This is a genomic window from Desulfitobacterium dehalogenans ATCC 51507 (genome assembly GCF_000243155.2).
GTDB lineage: Bacteria > Bacillota > Desulfitobacteriia > Desulfitobacteriales > Desulfitobacteriaceae > Desulfitobacterium > Desulfitobacterium dehalogenans.
Genome location: NC_018017.1, coordinates 1,857,378 through 1,876,483, shown reverse-complemented (window position 1 = coordinate 1,876,483; position 19,106 = coordinate 1,857,378). Strand labels below are relative to the sequence as shown.

Genomic DNA, 19,106 nt, shown 5'->3' with positions numbered 1-19,106 from the left:
GCTCCTTTTCTCTTCGAATTATATAGCCTGCATGTTCTGATTTTTAGACGCAGTAGAAACTTTACCGTTAAAGAGCTTCATTAGAAGCACAAATAACAATACCCCGATAGCAGCAGCACCGATAACAGTAATATATTCTATCAGTGAGGGAAAATAAGCATTTAAAGATTCTTGCATCCAATGACTTGCTTGACCGGCAGCCAATACCCAAATTTTCTCAAAAACAACACCAATTGCTGCCAATAGAGCAACAGCGATAGGTTTATTACACTTAATCAATAAGTATAAGGGTACAAGCAGCCCAATAATCAGCTGAATCCAAAAGAAAGGGGCGGCCTTACCGCTAAGAACAAACATCATTTCAGACTTGGTTTCAGGGTTGCCAGTCAAGGCTCCGGTAAAAACTTCCGCAAGGGTTACAATAAGACTAAGTATGAGCACAGTCTGGAGGATTTTACGAATAGAGTCATTTTGGGGCATAATTAACATCGCCAGAGCACAACCCATAATTGCTGCACTAATCAAGAAGGATACAACGGTTATACCCGATCCCCACATACTGTGTGCTGCCATGCTTGAAAGCATAAAACCTTCAACAATAACTACAAGTAAAGCAGCAGCAATAGCAATCACACCAAAAGTTTTGCCTCCATTGCCACTCTTACGTACCTTTAATAAAAAGAAGAGAGCAGCTAAGAAGCACAAGGCTAGAAACCAAAAGTCCCAAACCATCATTGACTGGAATCTAAAGGAGGTAATCAATCTCAACATTTGAACGGGATTGCCGAGATCCATAGTAATTAAAATCCCGCCTATGATAAAGGCAGTCATTGCAAGTATCAATGTCTTGCTTTTGGCAACAGGGCTAAGAATATTTTTAAATTCCGAAATACCGACGATCGCTAATAAAGCAGCCCCGCCGCCAACAGCAGCAAAGAAGGCAGCGATATAGAGCCCCCATACTACACCTTGATCAAGTCCCGTTACCTGCATACCTGACACCAGTTGGAAAATCCAAGTGCAGATACCTACAATAGCAAGGATAACGGCAGGAACAAAAAAAGACTTAGGCAGATTAATATCTTCCGTTATATTCATAGTATTTCCTCCTATCTCGGTAAGTAATAAACCGATGGGTTAGTACCAACGTGGCTTTTTTCTTGATAGCCTCCGCGCTGAACAATGAGTTCTTTAAACTTGGGATCATCGAGATCACCAAAAGTACGGGCTTTCGAGGGGCAAACCTGAGCACATGCAGGTATGTCACCTTCTTCTATACGGTCAACACACAAAGTACACTTGCTAACCGTCCCTTTTTTTCGTTTTCCTGCCTGTTCCTCCTCATAAGGATTAGGATCCTTATCTGGGAAGTAGCTGCCTTCGGCACCGAAATCAAAATAGCGGGCATCATAAGGACAAGCAACCATGCAATAACGACAGCCAATACATTTATTTTGGTCAACAAGTACTATTCCATCTTCCCGCTTGTAGCTTGCTCCCGTGGGACAAGCGCTAACACATGGGGCATCGTCGCAATGCATACACATCGCAGGCTTATACTCTCGGCGGGCATGAGGATACTCTCCTGCTTCAGTAGCATAGACTTTACCCCAAAAGACACCTTTAGGAGTACCGTTTTTTTGTTTGCAAATCACCGTACAGGCATTACAACCAACACATCTTTTTAAATCGATGATCATCCCGTATCTCATACTACTTCACCTCCGCTTTACTGATTTTTACTCTAGACGAAACAGAAACCGATCCGTTTTCAGATAAGACATAGCCTTCTTTGTATGTTAATAGACGGTTATAGTTTGAACCTTTACGGGAAATAGGGTTCATAAATTGGGAAATACGCCCACCTTGGGCTGGGAAGCCCACAACTTCGGGATGGATCAAGTTGGTAACTTGTAAAATCCCCTCAACTTTGCCTCCATGCTGCGACTCAATAATTACTTTATCCCCAGTCTTTAAGCCCTTGGCTGCAGCTGTAACAGGGTTAATTTGTATATTTAACCCATCATATTCCCAAGTTTCTACAACCTCACGAAGCCAGACATTATCGTCCTGTCCACCAAGGCCTAAGCTCCGAGGTGAAATCTTCCAGTTAGCTACAGTCATATCAAATTCATCTGATTTGTTGGTTAGATGATTGTCGAACCACTTGGGTACCGGAGTATATTCCCTCATCGCTTCTTCCTGGTTATCCCAGGCAGGGACTTTTACGCCATATTTGTCAAGGCTGCGCTGCAATGCTCTGCCAGCAGAAAGATCACGCCAATTGTAGAGTGGCAGCCTGCCTTTGCCTTTAAAGAAGTAATATTCATAGCATTCCTTAAGAGGTATATTTTTCATTAGGAAGCCATGTTCACGGAAGTATTCCACGCCCTTTGAGGCACTGCCGCTAAAGCCCTTCAACCGAATATCAAGCATTTCAGGGTAGGTATACTTTTTACCGGGATCCAGACTGAATTCTCCCGACAATTTATAGAAGCCGTTGTAGATAGTGTTTAGCTTAGGAGTCAGCCCCAAACGGTCAGCAAGTTCGACGATAACATCATCGTATTGTCTTGTATTATAGACTAAATCAACCACAGGCTCTTTATAGTTCAGACCGTCCAAAGCAATGCTATCCAGGCCAACTGTCATGGTTTCATTAATGGGACGGTTTTGATATCGTTCCATATGGGAACATTCGGGGAGAATAATATCGCAGAACATTGACGTTTCGTCCAAATGATAGCCAACAGTAAAGATGAAAGGAACCTTTTGGAATGCCTTGGCCGTTGTTTCATAGTCTGCATCATTTTGGAAAGGATTCGCACCATGCGGGAAAAGAACTTCAAGTTCATAGTCAAGATAATATTTTTGGGGATCAAGAATGGCACCCATTGTTGCACCCAGGACTGGGAATCTTGACAAAGGATAGAATTGCTTCATTGTATAATCATTGTTAGGAATAGAAAATTTCTTTTCCCTATCGGTAGTGTAAAAAGCAATCGGGTTTTCACGCATCATGCCGTCTTCAAAAATAAATTTCGGGCCAGCGGCGTGAAGCAAGGAACCGGGTACACCAATGGCTCCTAATACCATATTGATAATGTCAGCAAGAATATAGAAATTCATTCCCATCATATTGTTGGCACTGCCACGTCCCACAGTTACTGCAACAGGACGGTAAGGGAATTCAAACCCGTCAATATTAATTGTAGAACCGATACAAGCGGCCTCTACCAAATTCTTGGTAATGCGTCGAATATCTGCAGCCGGTACACTGGAGATCTCCTCCGCCCATTCGGGAGTTGCAGTCGCTACGCTTTCTCGTATAGCAACGAAGGCGGGAAAGGCCGAAACACCGTTTACAGTGTATTCGCCTAAGATAGCGGGATTGGTTAAGGTTGGGTCGTCAAAGACTTTTGCTTTGCCGTCTGCCTCATCCCAAATCAGAGGCTTGTTACTTTCCGGGTGACGAACATAATCACCTTGTTTATCGATAAGGTAAGGACCATTGCAACGATTTTTCACTGCATCAACGTCAAATGTATTAAGCTCATATAAAATAACGTGAAGCATTGCCATACCCACAGCATTATCGGTACCAGGGCGAATAGGTACCCATTCACCTTTAGAAGCATCAGGAGTCGCATGGGGATCAAAGACCACCAGTTTCATTCCACGATCAACTGCGTCAGCCATTGCGCGTCCGGGCCCGCTCGCAAACATTGCCGAACCGCCTAAATTACGGCCAAAAGTAATCAAATAATTACACCGGCCGGCATCAATACGGTCAACAAAGGTTGCGTTAAACATGGCGGGAGCATGGTGCACTTCACATAAGGGTCCGCAGCTCATGGAATAATTCGGAGTACCAAAAATCGCTGTAAATAGTTTCACAAAAGGAGTCTCATGAAGATTGCCCGCAAAACCGTACATCATCATCAATTTTCTAGGGTCTTTAGCTTGTGCCGCACGAATTTTTTCAGTGACGGTATCCATTGCCTCTTCCCAACTAATTTCTACCCAACCGGGATCTACATCAAGCCCCTTCTCGGGATTGGTACGTTTTAAGGGGGCCTTGATACGGTAAGGATTATAAAGATTCATCAACTGGGCCGCTCCGCGTGGACATAACGTACCTTGATTAGACGGGTGTTCTTTATTCCCGCGAACCTCAACTGCAACTCCGTTAACGACCTTAACCTCAGTACCACAGTTTGGCCAAATACATGATCCACAATAATGTTTTACCCACTTAGCATTACCATTGGGCACAGGATTGCCAGAAGCAGCCAACGCGGTCCCAGCAAAGGCAGTTCCACCGCCCAAAGCCGCAGCCCCGGTAATAGCTAAACTTGACTTTAAAAAACTTCTTCTCGACATCTTTGGCAATGAATTGGCAAGACTTTTAGTATTCATAATAACCTCCTTCTACAATACCCTTAGTAATTTGTCTGATGCAAGCCGCATCACTCCTGACAGATTCTACTACTGCCTAAGTATCAAGTCTCAAAGTCACCACCTCTTAATAAATATGGAGTAATCCTGTTATCTGAAGAACGTTCACTATATGCAATTCATCTTATCATTATAAAAACTTTATGCTATCAATCAATTAGTTCAATCTCATCAAATAAAAGTTTATACTTATCTTAACTTTCACATATTGCTTTTAATTTAAATTGTAGTATAATAACCTTGTTCTAACACTATTTATGACATTGTCCATAAAAAATAGCTTATTTGCCATTATTTTATTTAATTTTTTAATTAAAAATAAAATTAATTATTATTTTATAAATATTCATCACTTATACTTATATTAAATAAGCAAATTTATACATTACCAAATCATTTAGATTTGGAATATTTAAACTAAGAGACTAAACGATATCAGTAGCGTTGCATAAAGCTGAGGACGTGGATGTCATCTTAGGAACAGGTTCTCGAAAAATGAAGCATACCCTTCGGGAAGTAACCCTAGATGACACGATCAATGAACCCTTCACCATCTTGACCAATGATTTTGATTTGAGTGCCGAAGAATTAGGTGAGATGTATCGCTACCGCTGGCAGATCGAGTTGTTCTTTAAATGGCTCAAGCAGCATGCTCAAATTAAACACTTTTACGGCACAAGCGAAAACATAGTAATCAACCAAGTACTCTTAGCCCTGATGACCTACTGTTCTTTAGTCCTGCTCAAGCTATGAAGAGATCTATAGAATGACGGAGCATAATATCTTGAAAGAAGAAGATACACAGTGGCTAGATGATTTAACCTATGACCCAGTAATACTGTAAAGAATATGTGTAAAATGTGGAATAGGGCTACCTCTTAGACAAACAATCCTTTGGGCAAAAGAGGAAAAAGGCAAATGGTTGTAAACACCATATAAGTAAATTATAAGGAATTAAAATAAAGACGATTTTGGTATTGACATAAGTTTTTTTATTTGGATGCAACGCTACTGAAACGATATATAAACCAGACTAGTGAAGAAAAGAACAGACTCTCTCATCATTTGGAAGCGTATGTCCGGATGAAGCCCATCATTGACAATTTGCGCTTAATGATCAAAACGCGAAAGAAGACTAATTAAAACTTTATTCATGTCTTGACTTAGGGGTCATTATTGAAAGGGGGCAACAGCAATGCAAATCGAGCATTTATACTATTTTCTTGATGTTGTAAGAACATTGTCTATATCACAATCGGCAAAAGACCTCTATATATCCCCACAAGGATTAAGTCAAGCAATAAAGTCTTTAGAGAAGGAATATAATATTGAGTTATTTGATCGCACCAAACATGGTTTTATATTAACCGGTGATGGTGAAAAATTTGCCGTCTGCACAAAGGAATTTCTCAAATGCTATGAAGATTTTAAAGAAAAGAGTCATAATATTAGTCCTATAAGCGGAGGGAAGATAAATGATACCTTTTCAATTTATACGACTGCCCTTTTTTCGGTAAGCGGTATCATTCTTGATATGGTAAATATTTTTTCCAAGAATTTAATAAACAGCAAGTATTTAATATTAGAACAGCTTCCGTTCGAAGTTATAAAGAGCTTAAAAAATCAAAACGTTAGCAGTATCGGATTGGTCAATATTCCCAGTTATGCATTAGAGGAATTAACGTTTCCTGAGGAGCTTACTTATGAATATTTACTTGAAATCGGTATGGTTGCTAATGTTAGTCCTAACTCTGTTTACGCAAAAAAGAAATTTTTTACGAAGCAGGAGCTCGTTGCTCTGCCGTTATGTTGCTTCAAAGAACCGCTATTAGAGGATTGTATTCGCTCTATGCTGGAAGAATACGGTGAACCAAATATTGTTACCCGTAGCAGCAATATTCGGCTTGCTCAAGGAATAGCTCTTAGCAATGATATCGTTAGTTTAAGCGTTAATTTAACAAGAAATTTAATCTCAAGCAACAAAATAACAATACCTATTCATGATACCCTTAAGCTATCTATAATTGTTTTGTATCATAATAGCCAAAAGGAAAATTCAGAGATAAAAACATTAGTATCCCTAATCAAATCATATTTATTAGAAAACTTCCAGGACTTCACAATAAAAGAAAAACCTAATAGTGTTAAGATTTAAAATCAGATAAAAACTAAGAATAATATTAATCCTACTATTTTTAACCAAAAAGTACTGTTAATGTTACCGTATGACGCTTTTTAAATTTTCCTGAAAATCCACGATGTCATCTACATTTTCACATAAAAATCAGCACACTCAGCGATTCTAAAAGAGCTATTTGATTAGGGTTGGGCGCCATAAGAGAGAAAGAATTTCTCCAAGTTGTCAACGTAAGACCCTGTCGCCCACTCTAAAGATTTTGCCGTGTCTGGAATATCCTGATCAATGGCACTGGTAGAAGCAATAAAACATAAGGCTCTGACAATTTGTCCATCCGATGTCAAAGGATAAGCTACGGCCATGACTTTTTGACTCCCTACTCATTCTCCCAGCTTGCCATACAGGGCATCCTGAATATCTTATAACTCTCTCTTTCCTGTAATGATTTTAAGAACTTATTAAACTTCGTGGATTTTTCACTATTGTGTTGCGTGCTCAGCCGCAACTCTTCCCAAGGTCAATCCCTGAAGCATTGCTGTTCCGCTGCCTTCATATTCGTGGGAAACAGTTTGCGCTCAAGCAGCGCTTCCGGCAGCATAAAGCCCATTGATCACATTTCCTTGGGAATCAACACTTGGGCATTTTCGTTGACTCTTAAGCACTAAAAAGAAAAAGCATTTTTATAGGATGCAGAACTAGCTAAATAATAGTGCTTGCTTGTTTTATGCCCCTGAAAGGTAGAAGCAAATGAACATTGCACTTACGTTGGAAGAACAATGTTGGTGTTTATGTTCATTATATTACAAATTTCTATGAACGTCCGCTAGGGCAAACAAAGAGGCTAATGCTTATGAACCTTGCCGTTCTTTCGCATCAGCCTCTTTAAATTCATAAAGTTAACTTCTTAAAAATTGATTCTTCAAAGCAGCCAGTCCATGGACCTCATTAATAAGGAGATTGTCTTTTATCCGACCCTTTTCCATGAAGAACATGGATATTGCCCCTAAGCCAACATGGGTTCCTACCGCCACTCCCATTTGCATGATATAGATTTCACCCATGTAAGGGGTATCTCTTTCGATTTTATGCTTTAAATTTTCGGCAAAGGTCAGATCTGAAGTATAGCCGATAATGATGAAATCAGTCAGCTCATAGTCAACCCGCCGGGAAAACTCGGAAACATAATGTTCAAGGACTTTCTTTCGTCCTCTCTCCTTGGCGACAATGGCCCCTTTCCCTTTCTTCATGGTCATAATCGGTTTCAGCTTCAACAATTTGCCCACAAAAGCACTAGCATTGGTCAATCTGCCGCTGCGAATTAAATGGTCTAAATCATCAACAGAAAGATAGTGCTTTACACTGGTCTTATAAGTCTCATTAAACTCCACAATCTCAGCAAAGTCGACACCTCTCTCCCGCATGCGGGCACTTTTTAAGATTAACCATCCGCTGCCATGGCTCATGCATTTAGAATCCAAGACATGAATCTTTTCGGTCATCTCAGGATGTTCCTCCAGGAAATAGTCCCGTGCTATAACTGCCGACTGATAAGAGCCGCTGGTGCCACTGGACATGCAAATACAGAGAATAGAGTGATGACCTTCCTGAATAGCTTTCTTAAAAATCTTTAAATACTCTGCGGGACTCGGCATCGATGTGGTAGGGGGAGTGTCCAGATCCTCAATAAAGCCATAGAATTCATCGGGTGTAATATCGATACGATCCCGATAATCCTTATCTTTGATACAAATTGTCAGTGGTGCAATACATATATTGTATTTCTCCAGTACCTCTTTCGACAAATCACATGTCGAGTCCGCTAAGATTTTTATCATTTCAATCCCCCAAAAAATTGATTAATGGATGCACCTATTAGCTTTTCGTCACATTATTCGAATTTCCTCCAAAAATAAAAATAATAATACAAAAAGCTACAGTTATAAGCTCTAAACGCCTATAACCGTAGCCTTTATTCTTAATATTCCGACAAAATAATCCTACAAGAGGTTTTTGTTTAACACTTTAATGATCTCTTCCTCCGGCAAGGGTTTGCTTGCCAAATATCCTTGGATTGCATCACAATCGTATTTTATCAAATACTCTCTTTGCTCCGGTTTCTCTACACCTTCCGCTACCACTTTTAAGCCCAATTGATGAGCCATCGTGACGATTAAACCGGTAATATTCTTGCTTTCCGGAGCGGATTGGATATCATCGATAAATGACTTATCCACTTTTAAAGTTGAAATAGGCAATTGTTTAATATAGTTAAGCGAGGAATACCCCAGTCCAAAATCATCCAAAGAGATTTTGATATTATTTTCGATAAGGCTGTCCAGGACATGGCTTATTTTAGCATCTAAAAATTCAATCAGCACTGTCTCCGTAATTTCCAGTTCAAGCTTGCCCGAATCAAGGTTGTTATCCCTGAGCACTTTTAAGACCTTATCCACGAATTGATCTTCTTGGAGTTGGAGTGCGGAGATATTGACGGACATTGTTAACTCTTGATAACCCAAATCATGCAGTTTTTTCAGAAATGCACATGCTGTCGTAATCACCCAGTCCCCAATGGGTACGATAAGCCCGGTTTCTTCGGCGATTCCGATAAACTTATTCGGAGGAACAAGTTTATTATCCTTTTCCCAGCGAATCAATGCCTCTAGGCCAAGTACTCTTCCCGTATGGGGTTCCACCTGGGGCTGATAATGAAGAACGAATTCATTAAATTCTATGGCTTTACGCAAATTGTTTTGAATTTCTGCTTTCTCCATCACAGCTTTTTTCATTTCTATATTGAATACTACATAGTTTCTCTTCCCCAATTCCTTGGCTTTATGCATTGCCGTATCTGCGTTGATCAGAAGACTTTCATAACTCTCTCCATCCTGGGGGTAGAAGGTGATACCGATACTGGCTGAAACATAGCAATATTGTTTATAAATGACGAGAGCCTTCTCGAATAGCTTCATAATCTTTTGTGCGTAGTTTAAAGCTTCCTCTCTTTCCTTAATATCTCGTATGAGAATAAGGAATTCATCCCCAGCCAAACGGGCTACCACATGGTTATCCAGGATTTGCGTCAGATGACGGCTGATTGTGATTAACAGCTGATCTCCTGTGGGATGGCCGAATGAATCGTTGATTGCCTTAAAATTATCAATATCCAGGAATAAAACAGCAAGAATGGTGCCCTGTTCCCCTGCTTTTGGGATTTCATTTTTAATAATTTCCTGGATCTGTGCTCTGTTCGGGAGCCCTGTAAGGAAGTCATGATAAGCCAAATACTCGATATGCATCTCTTTTTCTTTGATGTCTGTGATATCCCGATGGGAACCCAACATCCGGTATGGGTTGCCGTCTTGGTCATACAAAGCTTTGCCAAAGGCGCGGATCCATTTATACACTCCTTCTTTATCCTTAATCCGATAATCGCAGCTGTAGCGGGGAGTCTTCTGGGTCAAGTGCTCATTCAATTTCGCTTCAAATTCTGCTTTATCATCGGGATGCATAAGGGTATTCCAATACTCAACACTGCCGACTTCCTCTCCCCTATATCCCAAAACATGGGAGGTCTTGGAATGGTAAATACGAATATCCCGAAGCATATCCCAATCCCAGATGGTGTCTGTGGCCGCTTCCAGGACCAATTCCTGAAGTTGCTGAGTCTCCTTCAGTTGCTGTTGATGGTTCAGCAGTTCGTCAAATTGCTGCCTAAGTTCTTCCTCAGTGGCGGTAAGCTCCTCATGCATTGCCGCTATTTCTTCATTTTTGATTCTTAGATTATTCTCCACCTTCATTCGTCTTCTGATATTGATTAATAATCCTGCCACTAAAAGGAGGAGCAAGAGAAGAACCGTAACTGTGTTATAGACTAAGGACCGATAAGTATCCACAAAGGAAAAAGGTTTATTAATGATCATACTGCCCTGGGGGATTAAATTTTCCGGGATATGAAAACGCTCCAGTTCATTGTAATTAAAGCCTGTGACAAAGGTCTGATCTTTGATGATCGGTATTGTATTCACATCTTGACCTGCCAAGACCTTTAGAGCTTGTTCCCCGGCATATTCACCATGAACCTCACCGCTCAATAAACTACCGCCGGTAACCCCACTGTCCAGCAGAAATTCATAGAGGGAATATACGGGTACACTGCTGCTCTGGCTGACTTGGTTGGCTACGCCTTCCGTAGATAATATTAAGCCGGTACTATCCATATTGTAGGATCCAAGCAACACGATACTGTCTTTATCCAGTGTGGCCACCTTCTGAAGGATGTCACTGAGGCTCAAATAAGCAAGGCTGTGGGCAACCAGCCCAACATCCCCCGACCTGTTAATTCTTTGGACAGCGGCAAAAACATCTTCACCGCAGGCAAGACCACTTTCTAATAGATCATAGAGGACATAAATATTCTTAATTTGGGGATTGATTCCCATCGCCAGTTTTATAGTCCCTTCAGAATCAACAATCTCATAAGCACCGGTAACTCTATCATGACCTTGCAATAACTCTTCCGCACTTTTTTCTAAGATACCGCTGAACACGATAGGGGCACCGGAAAAAATCTCCTCGCGATGATCCAATGCGAATTTTAAGGCCGCATCATCCGTGGTTATAATGAGGTCCAGTCTCTGATCGATATATTTAGCCTGTAAATAGTCGAATTGGTTGTTCAGATTCTCCAGAGTAGGATACCTTTTCCAATCCAGATACTCCACATAAATCTGCTGTTCTCCAGGGCTCTGCAATTTACGCAGGATTCCTTCGGTCTGGTCATAGGTCCATTCCAGTCCTTGATGGTAGGAGTTTAGTATCAAGATATGGACCGGGTCCTGGGTGGCATAACCTAATTTAGGCATGATGGATCCACCGAGTAAAAACAGAATGAGAAGGATTGCCTTTGCCCAACGTCTTTGTGTCAATAATGAATTATACATCACTTCACCCCCAGCAACCGCTCTAAGATACCCCCTGCTCTTCGGTGCAGCTTAAACGGTCATATGCCGTTTTTTCTAACAAATCTAAATATTCTACTATATTCTTCATTAATGTCTTAGTTCCTTCTTCCCAGAAATCCTTCGAAAAGTATCAGAACGATGGATTCTGAATTAAAGATATCGGAATAAATAGAGAACCCGAAGAGATACGGTCTTCGGGTTCTACTCTCATTATGTATTACTTTCTGAAAATCTCATCTAAAACAACCCCAGTTCCCCCAAAGATCGTGGCCTTTTCCAGGCCAAGAGGGTTCAGATATTCTGTGACGGTATTTTTGACCTTATTTTTCCTTACCAAAATAAGAGGAGCATTGTGCTTAGCAGCCAGAACGGCCCCGGTCAAAGCATCGGGATAATTTTCTCCTGTAGCAACTGCTATAGCCGAATAAGGATTTTCTGTCCCAAACTGTTTTGCTATCTCTAAGGCTGTATCATAGCGGTCCTCTCCTCCCAGCCGGGTAATCGTCAGGCCGAGAGCATCCAGCTCAAGATCCACATCCAGAGAAACTACACCGGTACCGCCTATAATAATAGCATTCCTGATCTCCCACTCCGCCAAGGCTTTCTTGGTATCCGGCCTTAAGCGATCTTTTTCCGTGAACAGGATGGGAATCGTTTCTTTCGCCGAATAAGGGGCAATGGCCAGAGCATCGGGAAAATTGCTCTGAGTCGCAATAATAACCGTATCAAAGGGTTTTATCTTTTTGATTTCTTCCCCGAGTTTTACTGCAGTATCGTATATTTCTGCCCCACCGATCCGAGTCACTTGGTAGCGCTCTTTCAACTGATTCTCAATAGGTTGAGATACTGAAGAACTATTACCCAGGATAGCAATTGTTTTGGCTCCTAATCGTTGGATTTCTGCACTTACCCGGTTATCCAACTTATCAGAAGCTGTAATGAGGATAGGTGCATTTTTGAGATAGGCAAAACTTGAACCTACCAAAGCATCAGGGAAATTATTGCCGTTGACCAAAATTACATTCTCTGATTTTTCCCATCCCTTCTTGCTTATGGCAATGGCAGTTTCATAACGGTCATTGCCCGAAAGGCGCTCTGTCTCACTGACTTTTAACTGTGCCGTTGTATCTGCAGAATGGCTCCCTGTGTTGGGGGCCATAATCAGCTTATTGTTCGCTTCCTCAAAACGGCCTATGTATAACAGACCCTCTTCGCTTTTGCCTTGGATATACTTGGACCCTACAGCCACAAAGTGATCCCCTTTTGCCACAAGACTCAATAAATAACGACTGCGGCTTCCTTCATCTTCTTTATCCCAAAGCCGTACACCATGAGGGTCATAGCGCAGAGCGATTATCTTTTTTGCTTCCGGCATGTAGCTGTCCCCCACTACCATATAAGAGCCGGATTGATCTTGTGCGACACCGAAAAAGCGGGTATAGGCTTGGTTTATATACGTATCATGCCACTCTTCCTGACCCAGGGAATTAAATTTATAAATCCTGCCATCTTCATTCATATTGCTGTTACCATCGGCTTTTTGATCGATATAGGTCCCTTTGCCAACGACGATGAAGCCCTGATCATCTGTGACCTTTACATCCTGAAACCCATTTCCGGAAGAATAGACCAAGCGCTGATAGCTAGGATCGGCTAAATCCACAGAAGTCGCCCAAGGTATACTTAAATCTTTATTGATCTTGACGACTATTCCCTTGAGCATAGATGCTCCCGCGCCCTTCATATCTTTATCATTGCTGCTGCTGTATCCTACGGCCACTATGCTTCCGTCGGAGAGCAGGACAAGGTCATTAAAGCCATCGCCGAGAGAACCGCCATAGCTATGAGCACCCATAAAGGTTCCATCATGATTATAGCGAGCATAGATAGCATCACAGTTTCCCAGAGCAAGACCGGAGAGATCCCCATCCTTTGATTCAGACTCTCCTACCGCGATGAAATCACCTTCCGGGGTTTCCACCACCCCATTAAAACTATCGCGCTGGCTCCCGCCAAAATCCTTGAACCATTCTACTTCTCCAAGGGAGTTAAACTTGACGATAATGGCGTCATCATTAGAGCTGTCCTGTCCCGCTTCCCGTGCCTTTTTGCGGGAATTATTCATATCCATATCGACAGAAGAACTGGAGCCGACGGCTATATACCCGCCATCCTTGGTTTGCTTCACACTTTGAAAACTATCGATGAAACTGCCCCCGAAGGTCTTGACCCACTGAACCTCGGCGTCAGCAGAAAACTTCACAATCACTGCATCAGCGTATTTCTTATTCAATCCTTCCAAATTCCCGTTGTTTGAGCTACTGTGGCCTACTACCACATAACCTCCGTCGTGAGTGTTATCCACCCCATTGAATACTTCCCAGTTTGAACCACCGAAGTATTGAATGGTAGGACTGGATAATGCTAAAGCAGTTGAAGGAACCAATAATGCAATGGCTAATGCCAAAAAGACCATGGTTATGTAAGCTTTTGGACTCATCGACATCAATTTAAAATCATTCATCTCTTTGTTCCCTCTCTTCCCCTTGTCATATATAAAATTTACCATATTTTCAAGTTTATAATTATTAATTAAAAATAAACAAAAACTTACTCTTTTCTTAAGTAAAGAAGTAAGTCTTTGTTTTATAATGACGTTTTAGCTTCTTTAAATCTGACACTATCCTTTATGTTTTTCTTGCATGGGCTATCCTGAAAAAGAGCCGAAACGCTGGTTCTCCAGGATTAAAGCCTTGAATCCCGGCAGAGCTTTTTCAATGGTTTCATAAGCTACGCAATAGGCAATCCGGGCATACCCAGGGCAAGCAAAGGAAGTGCCCGGAACGATCAGGATATTTTTACTCTTGGCGAGATTGCAAAATTCAACATCATTCTCTATAGGAGTCTTGACGAATAAGTAAAAAGCTCCCTCGGGTTTAATGCATTGATAACCATAGGATACAAGCGCATTATAGAGAAGCTCTCGATTCCGGTTGTAGGTTTCAAGATCAACCTGGGCACTAAGACACTTGGCAATGACCTTCTGGAAAAGGGACGGAGCATTAACAAATCCCAGAATGCGATTGGCAATATTAGCAGCGGCGATTAGATTTTCATAATCCGCAGCCTCTTGCGGAATCACCAAATAGCCGATTCTCTCTCCCGGCAAAGAGAGGGATTTGCTGAAAGAGTATCCTACGATGGTATTTTCATAATACTTGGTCAGATAGGGTACTTCCACCTGGTCATAAGCAAGCTCCCGATAGGGCTCATCAGCTACCAGATAGATCACTGTGCCATACTCCTTTTGCTTGGCCCGAAGAATATTCGCCAGGGAAACGATGGTCTCTTCTGAATAGACCACCCCTGTGGGATTGTTGGGTGAATTAACCAGAACAGCTTTGGTCCTTGGACTGATTTTCTCTTTAAACTCTTCCAAATTAGGTTGAAAATCCCTCGTATCCGGAGAAACCACAATGAGTTGACCCTGATAGTTTTGAACATAGTTACGGTACTCTCCAAAAAAGGGAGCAAAGGTAAGAACCTCGTCCTCAGGATTAAGAAGGGTTTTGAATATGACATTTAAACCTCCGGCTGCCCCTACCGTCATGAGAATATTATCAGCCGAAAACTCGGTAGCGAATCGTTGATTAAGGGAATCGGCGATAGCTCCTCGAACGTCTTCAAAACCAGAATTATTCATATAGCCGTGAAGGGCTGTGGAATTTTCTTCATTTATAATGTCTATAATTGCTTTCTTGACTTCCTCAGGCGGCTCCACATTGGGATTACCTAAACTAAAATCATACACATTTTCAGCGCCGTATAGTGCTGCTAATCGTTTTCCTTCTTCAAACATAGCACGAATAATCGAGGAGTTCTTAACTTGTTGTTGCATGGTATTGGAAATCATGCCATCATCTCTTCTTTCATCTTTGTTTTCATGTTTATCATAGCATCAACTGCGAAGTCTCTGCAATGCTAACCCTTTCCTCTTCATTTTGTTCCCAGGTTTATTCTCAAGTGACAACTTGTGCATTCAATCGGATATGTCAGTATCATGAAGGATTTGTCCCGATCTGGAAGAATCCCCAGGCTTATGACCTCTGAGGTCGGCTCAGAAAGGATTATCCTCCCTGAACCTCTTTGACTCCTGATGGGAAAAGGGATAAAATAGCATGGTGACAACTCTGCAGTATCATACAAGTTGTCATTTGAGATAACTATTTTTTTCGAGAGGAGGTTAAACATGGGCATAAAAATCGAAGTGAATAACCTGATCAAAGTTTTTAGTCCTCAACCACAAAAAGCCTTAAATCTTTTGGAAAAGGGTTTGAGCAAAGATCAGATTCTAACCGAGACCGGCCTGAGCGTCGGTGTGAATAAAGTCAGCTTCACAGTCAACGAAGGAGAAATATTCGTGATCATGGGCCTTTCCGGCAGCGGTAAATCCACTATTCTCCGCTGTCTCAATCGCTTAATTGAACCGAGTGCCGGAGCCATCCTGATCGATGGGGTGGATATTACTAAGTTAAAACCTCAAGAACTGAGACAAATAAGACAAAAAAAATTAGGCATGGTCTTCCAACAGTTTGCCCTCCTTCCCCATCGCACGGTCCTTCAAAACACTGTATTCGGTTTAGAGATTCAAGGGATCGGCAAAGCCGCTCGTGAACAGAAGGCCCGAGATTGCCTGGCAATGGTAGGACTAGCGGGTTGGGAAAACTCCTACCCTGATGAATTAAGCGGCGGTATGAAACAGCGGGTGGGATTGGCCCGAGCCTTAACCAATGATCCTGATATCTTACTCATGGATGAAGCTTTCAGCGCTTTGGATCCCTTAATTCGGGAAGAAATGCAGGATGAGCTTCTTAACCTTCAGCAGAAGATGAATAAGACCATCGTATTCATTACCCATGACTTGAATGAAGCTCTGAAAATCGGCGACCGAATCGCCTTCATCAGGGATGGCTCTCTGGTCCAAGTGGGTACAGCTGAAGAAATTGTCGGCAACCCCGCTGATGATTATGTAGCCAAATTCGCCCGCGGTGTGGATCGCAGTAAGATTCTTACCTTAAAAGATATTATGAAACGCCCTCAGCCTGTGGTGCAGCTTAAGGATGGTCCCAATGTTGCTCTCCAGGTTATGAAGGAACATGGTCTGTCCAGCGTCTTCGTCGTGGATAGAAGCAGACATTTACACGGACTTATTAATGCCGATTTGGCTATCGAAGCTCGCCATAATGGTGTCCAAAGCCTTCAGGAAGTCAAGCTGATAAAGGTCCCCACCTGCCAGGGTAATGTTCTTGTTCAGGATATACTTCCCGTCATTGCCAACACAAAAGTTCCCCTTGCCGTAATTGATGATGAACAACATCTGATCGGAATCATTGTTCGTGGTGCAGTTCTTGCTGCCTTAGCTGAAACAGGAAATACGGCAACCCAAACAGGAGGTGAAAGCTATGATTCGAATTCCTTTGGGGCAGTGGGTTAATCATGGAGTCGATACCCTTCTCCTCTACTTTGGAAGTGCCTTTGATACCTTTACGGATTCTGTAACCTTAGTCACTGATAAGATGCGGGACGGCCTTGACCTGGTTCCCTGGTTTATCCTCATTCTTCTCTTTGCCACTTTAGCATGGCGGGCTAAAGGATGGCGCCTGGCTCTGGGAACTACCGTTGGCCTCTACCTGATTTATAATTTAGAGTTATGGCCGGCCTTTCTCGATACTCTCATCCTGGTCCTGATCGCTTCCCTTGTCTCCTTAATTATCGGAGTTCCTTTAGGAATACTGGGAGCGCGGCATGACGGTTTCCATAAAGTCCTCTCCCCTATTCTGGACTTCATGCAAACTATGCCTTCTTTCGTTTATCTCATTCCTGCTTTAATGTTCTTTAGTTTAGGAACAGTATCTGCAGTCTTTGCTACGGTTATCTTTGCTATGCCACCTGTCATCCGTTTAACAGATCTGGGCATTCGTCAGGTTCCCGTAGATCTGGTGGAAGTAGGAGAAGCCTTTGGCTCGAATTCCAGGCAGATGCTTTGGAAGATCCAATTGCCCCTGGCTTTGCCAACCATCATGGCTGGAATCAATCAAACCATGATGCTCTCCTTATCCATGGTCGTTATCTCCGCCATGATTGGAGCTCAAGGCTTGGGAGCCGGAGTATTGGCTGGAATTTCCCAAATGGATATTGGCAAAGGCTTTGAGTATGGTTTAGCCGTAGTTATCTTAGCCATGATTCTTGACCGTCTCAGTCAGGGAGCGCTGCGCAACTCCCGGGTGGTTAAAAAGGTATAAGCTTAAAAAAATATAAAGGATGGTTCAATGAAATTACAAAAATCTTGGAAAAAAATCCTCATATGGGCCATGGTAGGTCTGCTCACCATTGGACTCATAGGTTGTGGAACACCCTCTGGCAGCCCCTCCGGCGATCAAAGTGCCAAAGGCGGAGAGAAAACTGTAAGCATCGGTTATGTTAATTGGGCGGAAGCTATAGCTGTCAGCAACCTCTGGAAAGTCATCCTGGAAGAACAAGGTTATAAAGTAGAGATGAAAAGCCTTGATGCCGCTCCTCTCTTTGTTGGGCTTTCCGGAGGAAATTTAGACCTTTTTATGGACAGTTGGCTTCCTATTACTCATCAAACTTACTGGGATAAATACAAAGACAAGCTGGACGACTATGGTGTATGGTATACTGCCGAAGCAAAAATCGGCCTTGTCGTTCCTGAGTATGTGGACATTAATTCTATCGAAGAATTGAACGCTCATAAAGATAAGTTCAGCGGCAAAATTACGGGTATCGATCCTGGGGCAGGCATCATGAAAGCCACTGAAACTGCTATTGACAGCTATGAGCTGGATTTTCAATTGATTCAAAGTTCTGAGGCCGCTATGCTGGCTGCCTTAGAGAAGGCTTATCGCAGCAATGAATGGATTGCCATTACCGGTTGGAGCCCTCATTGGAAATTCGCCAAATACGATTTGAAATACCTTGAAGATCCCAAGAATTCCTATGGTGATTCCGAGGAGATTCATACTTTAGCCAACAAGAAATTTACCCAAACCCATCCCGAAGTGGGTGACATGATCAAGAAGTTTAAGCTCAACGATCAGCAGATCGGCACTTTGGAAAGTTATATCAACGATGGTATGAAGCCCGAAGAGGCGGCTAAAAAATGGATCTCTGAAAACCAGGACTTGGTGGACAGTTGGATTAAGTCCTGATTCACATCGAGTGTCTCCTCTCTGGAACGCTTGAGCGTAGCTTAGCAATGCTCGGGCGTTCTTTTTTATAGGGTAAGCTACCCTGCGGGTTTATTAGCCCTTCTATCGGGTCTTTTTCAGGGTAACCGGCCATGCTGCGGGTGGCATCAGCAGAGGATGAAAAAGACGCTCGGGTCGGGTAGCTTTACGCACAACGAACCTTCGGGCGTGAGCTCCTGAAACCCTCCACCGGAGGCTTTCTCCATCGGAGCTCACGTACTTCATAGCTCCAGGGCTGGTGAACTCGCTTTCTTAACAGTCGAGCCAAACCTCTGGGTA

The 19,106-nt window shown here is 42.4% G+C and carries 12 protein-coding genes and 1 pseudogene; 5 read left to right on the top strand and 8 right to left on the bottom strand.

Features of this window, described 5'->3' with window-relative positions:
- Positions 1-18 precede the first annotated feature (18 nt).
- The 3 genes from nrfD to DESDE_RS09040 are packed head-to-tail and all read right to left on the bottom strand — an operon-like array spanning position 19 to position 4,419.
- Positions 19-1,098: an NrfD/PsrC family molybdoenzyme membrane anchor subunit gene (nrfD, locus tag DESDE_RS09050; RefSeq protein ID WP_014793735.1), complete on the bottom strand. Its 1,080-nt coding sequence runs from the start codon at positions 1,096-1,098 to the stop codon at positions 19-21.
- 11 nt (positions 1,099-1,109) lie between these two features.
- Positions 1,110-1,712, bottom strand: a complete 603-nt coding sequence (locus DESDE_RS09045; RefSeq protein WP_014793734.1) for a 4Fe-4S dicluster domain-containing protein — start codon at positions 1,710-1,712, stop codon at positions 1,110-1,112.
- Position 1,713: 1 nt separating this feature from the next.
- The gene (locus DESDE_RS09040; protein WP_014793733.1) at positions 1,714-4,419 is read right to left on the bottom strand and encodes a molybdopterin-dependent oxidoreductase; all 2,706 of its coding nucleotides are present in this window, start codon (positions 4,417-4,419) and stop codon (positions 1,714-1,716) included.
- A gap of 495 nt (positions 4,420-4,914) precedes the next feature.
- Here DESDE_RS09040 and DESDE_RS09035 point away from each other — a divergent pair.
- Together DESDE_RS09035 and DESDE_RS09030 are read left to right on the top strand one after the other, a co-directional pair.
- Positions 4,915-5,302 (top strand): annotated as a pseudogene (locus DESDE_RS09035) (transposase); the annotation flags it as partial.
- Between the two features lie 351 nt (positions 5,303-5,653).
- Positions 5,654-6,613: a LysR family transcriptional regulator gene (locus DESDE_RS09030; RefSeq protein WP_014793732.1), complete on the top strand. Its 960-nt coding sequence runs from the start codon at positions 5,654-5,656 to the stop codon at positions 6,611-6,613.
- 164 nt (positions 6,614-6,777) lie between these two features.
- Here the strand turns inward: DESDE_RS09030 and DESDE_RS22210 are convergent, their stop codons facing one another.
- The 5 genes from DESDE_RS22210 to DESDE_RS09005 all read right to left on the bottom strand — a co-directional run bounded on the left by DESDE_RS22210 (position 6,778) and on the right by DESDE_RS09005 (position 15,472).
- The gene (locus tag DESDE_RS22210; protein ID WP_014793731.1) at positions 6,778-6,957 is read right to left on the bottom strand and encodes a hypothetical protein; all 180 of its coding nucleotides are present in this window, start codon (positions 6,955-6,957) and stop codon (positions 6,778-6,780) included.
- A 534-nt stretch (positions 6,958-7,491) separates the two neighbouring features.
- Entirely contained in the window at positions 7,492-8,430 is a 939-nt protein-coding gene (locus DESDE_RS09020; protein ID WP_014793730.1) for a DegV family protein, read from the bottom strand.
- Between the two features lie 162 nt (positions 8,431-8,592).
- A complete protein-coding gene (locus DESDE_RS09015; protein WP_014793729.1) occupies positions 8,593-11,538 on the bottom strand; it encodes an EAL domain-containing protein in 2,946 nt (981 codons plus the stop codon).
- A gap of 238 nt (positions 11,539-11,776) precedes the next feature.
- The gene (locus tag DESDE_RS09010; protein ID WP_014793728.1) at positions 11,777-14,083 is read right to left on the bottom strand and encodes a cell wall-binding repeat-containing protein; all 2,307 of its coding nucleotides are present in this window, start codon (positions 14,081-14,083) and stop codon (positions 11,777-11,779) included.
- Positions 14,084-14,266: 183 nt separating this feature from the next.
- Positions 14,267-15,472, bottom strand: coding sequence for a pyridoxal phosphate-dependent aminotransferase (locus DESDE_RS09005; protein ID WP_014793727.1), 1,206 nt, complete (start codon positions 15,470-15,472; stop codon positions 14,267-14,269).
- A gap of 336 nt (positions 15,473-15,808) precedes the next feature.
- Here DESDE_RS09005 and DESDE_RS09000 point away from each other — a divergent pair, with 336 nt between their 5' ends.
- Genes DESDE_RS09000 through DESDE_RS08990 form a run of 3 tightly spaced genes read left to right on the top strand, consistent with a single transcriptional unit; the run spans position 15,809 to position 18,788 of the window.
- A complete protein-coding gene (locus tag DESDE_RS09000) occupies positions 15,809-17,053 on the top strand; it encodes a quaternary amine ABC transporter ATP-binding protein (protein ID WP_014793726.1) in 1,245 nt (414 codons plus the stop codon).
- Positions 17,022-17,861 (top strand): ABC transporter permease, encoded by an 840-nt coding sequence (locus DESDE_RS08995; protein WP_014793725.1) that lies wholly within the window; start codon positions 17,022-17,024, stop codon positions 17,859-17,861. Before DESDE_RS09000 ends, DESDE_RS08995 begins: the two co-directional genes overlap by 32 nt.
- Positions 17,862-17,888: 27 nt before the next feature.
- Positions 17,889-18,788 carry a glycine betaine ABC transporter substrate-binding protein gene (locus DESDE_RS08990; protein ID WP_014793724.1) on the top strand — a complete coding sequence of 300 codons (900 nt, stop codon included), beginning with the start codon at positions 17,889-17,891 and terminating at the stop codon, positions 18,786-18,788.
- The last annotated feature ends 318 nt before the right edge of the window (positions 18,789-19,106 follow it).

Excerpts from the sequence above, each read along its gene's own strand:
- DESDE_RS09000 (WP_014793726.1), top strand. The coding sequence starts at position 15,809 with ATGGGCATAAAAATCGAAGTGAATAACCTGATCAAAGTTTTTAGTCCT.
- DESDE_RS08995 (WP_014793725.1), top strand. The coding sequence starts at position 17,022 with ATGATTCGAATTCCTTTGGGGCAGTGGGTTAATCATGGAGTCGATACC.
- DESDE_RS09015 (WP_014793729.1), bottom strand. The coding sequence starts at position 11,538 with ATGTATAATTCATTATTGACACAAAGACGTTGGGCAAAGGCAATCCTT.
- DESDE_RS09020 (WP_014793730.1), bottom strand. The coding sequence starts at position 8,430 with ATGATAAAAATCTTAGCGGACTCGACATGTGATTTGTCGAAAGAGGTA.
- DESDE_RS09005 (WP_014793727.1), bottom strand. The coding sequence starts at position 15,472 with ATGATTTCCAATACCATGCAACAACAAGTTAAGAACTCCTCGATTATT.
- nrfD (WP_014793735.1), bottom strand. The coding sequence starts at position 1,098 with ATGAATATAACGGAAGATATTAATCTGCCTAAGTCTTTTTTTGTTCCT.
- DESDE_RS09030 (WP_014793732.1), top strand. The coding sequence starts at position 5,654 with ATGCAAATCGAGCATTTATACTATTTTCTTGATGTTGTAAGAACATTG.
- DESDE_RS08990 (WP_014793724.1), top strand. The coding sequence starts at position 17,889 with ATGAAATTACAAAAATCTTGGAAAAAAATCCTCATATGGGCCATGGTA.
- DESDE_RS09040 (WP_014793733.1), bottom strand. The coding sequence starts at position 4,419 with ATGAATACTAAAAGTCTTGCCAATTCATTGCCAAAGATGTCGAGAAGA.
- DESDE_RS09045 (WP_014793734.1), bottom strand. The coding sequence starts at position 1,712 with ATGAGATACGGGATGATCATCGATTTAAAAAGATGTGTTGGTTGTAAT.
- DESDE_RS09010 (WP_014793728.1), bottom strand. The coding sequence starts at position 14,083 with ATGAATGATTTTAAATTGATGTCGATGAGTCCAAAAGCTTACATAACC.
- DESDE_RS22210 (WP_014793731.1), bottom strand. The coding sequence starts at position 6,957 with ATGGCCGTAGCTTATCCTTTGACATCGGATGGACAAATTGTCAGAGCC.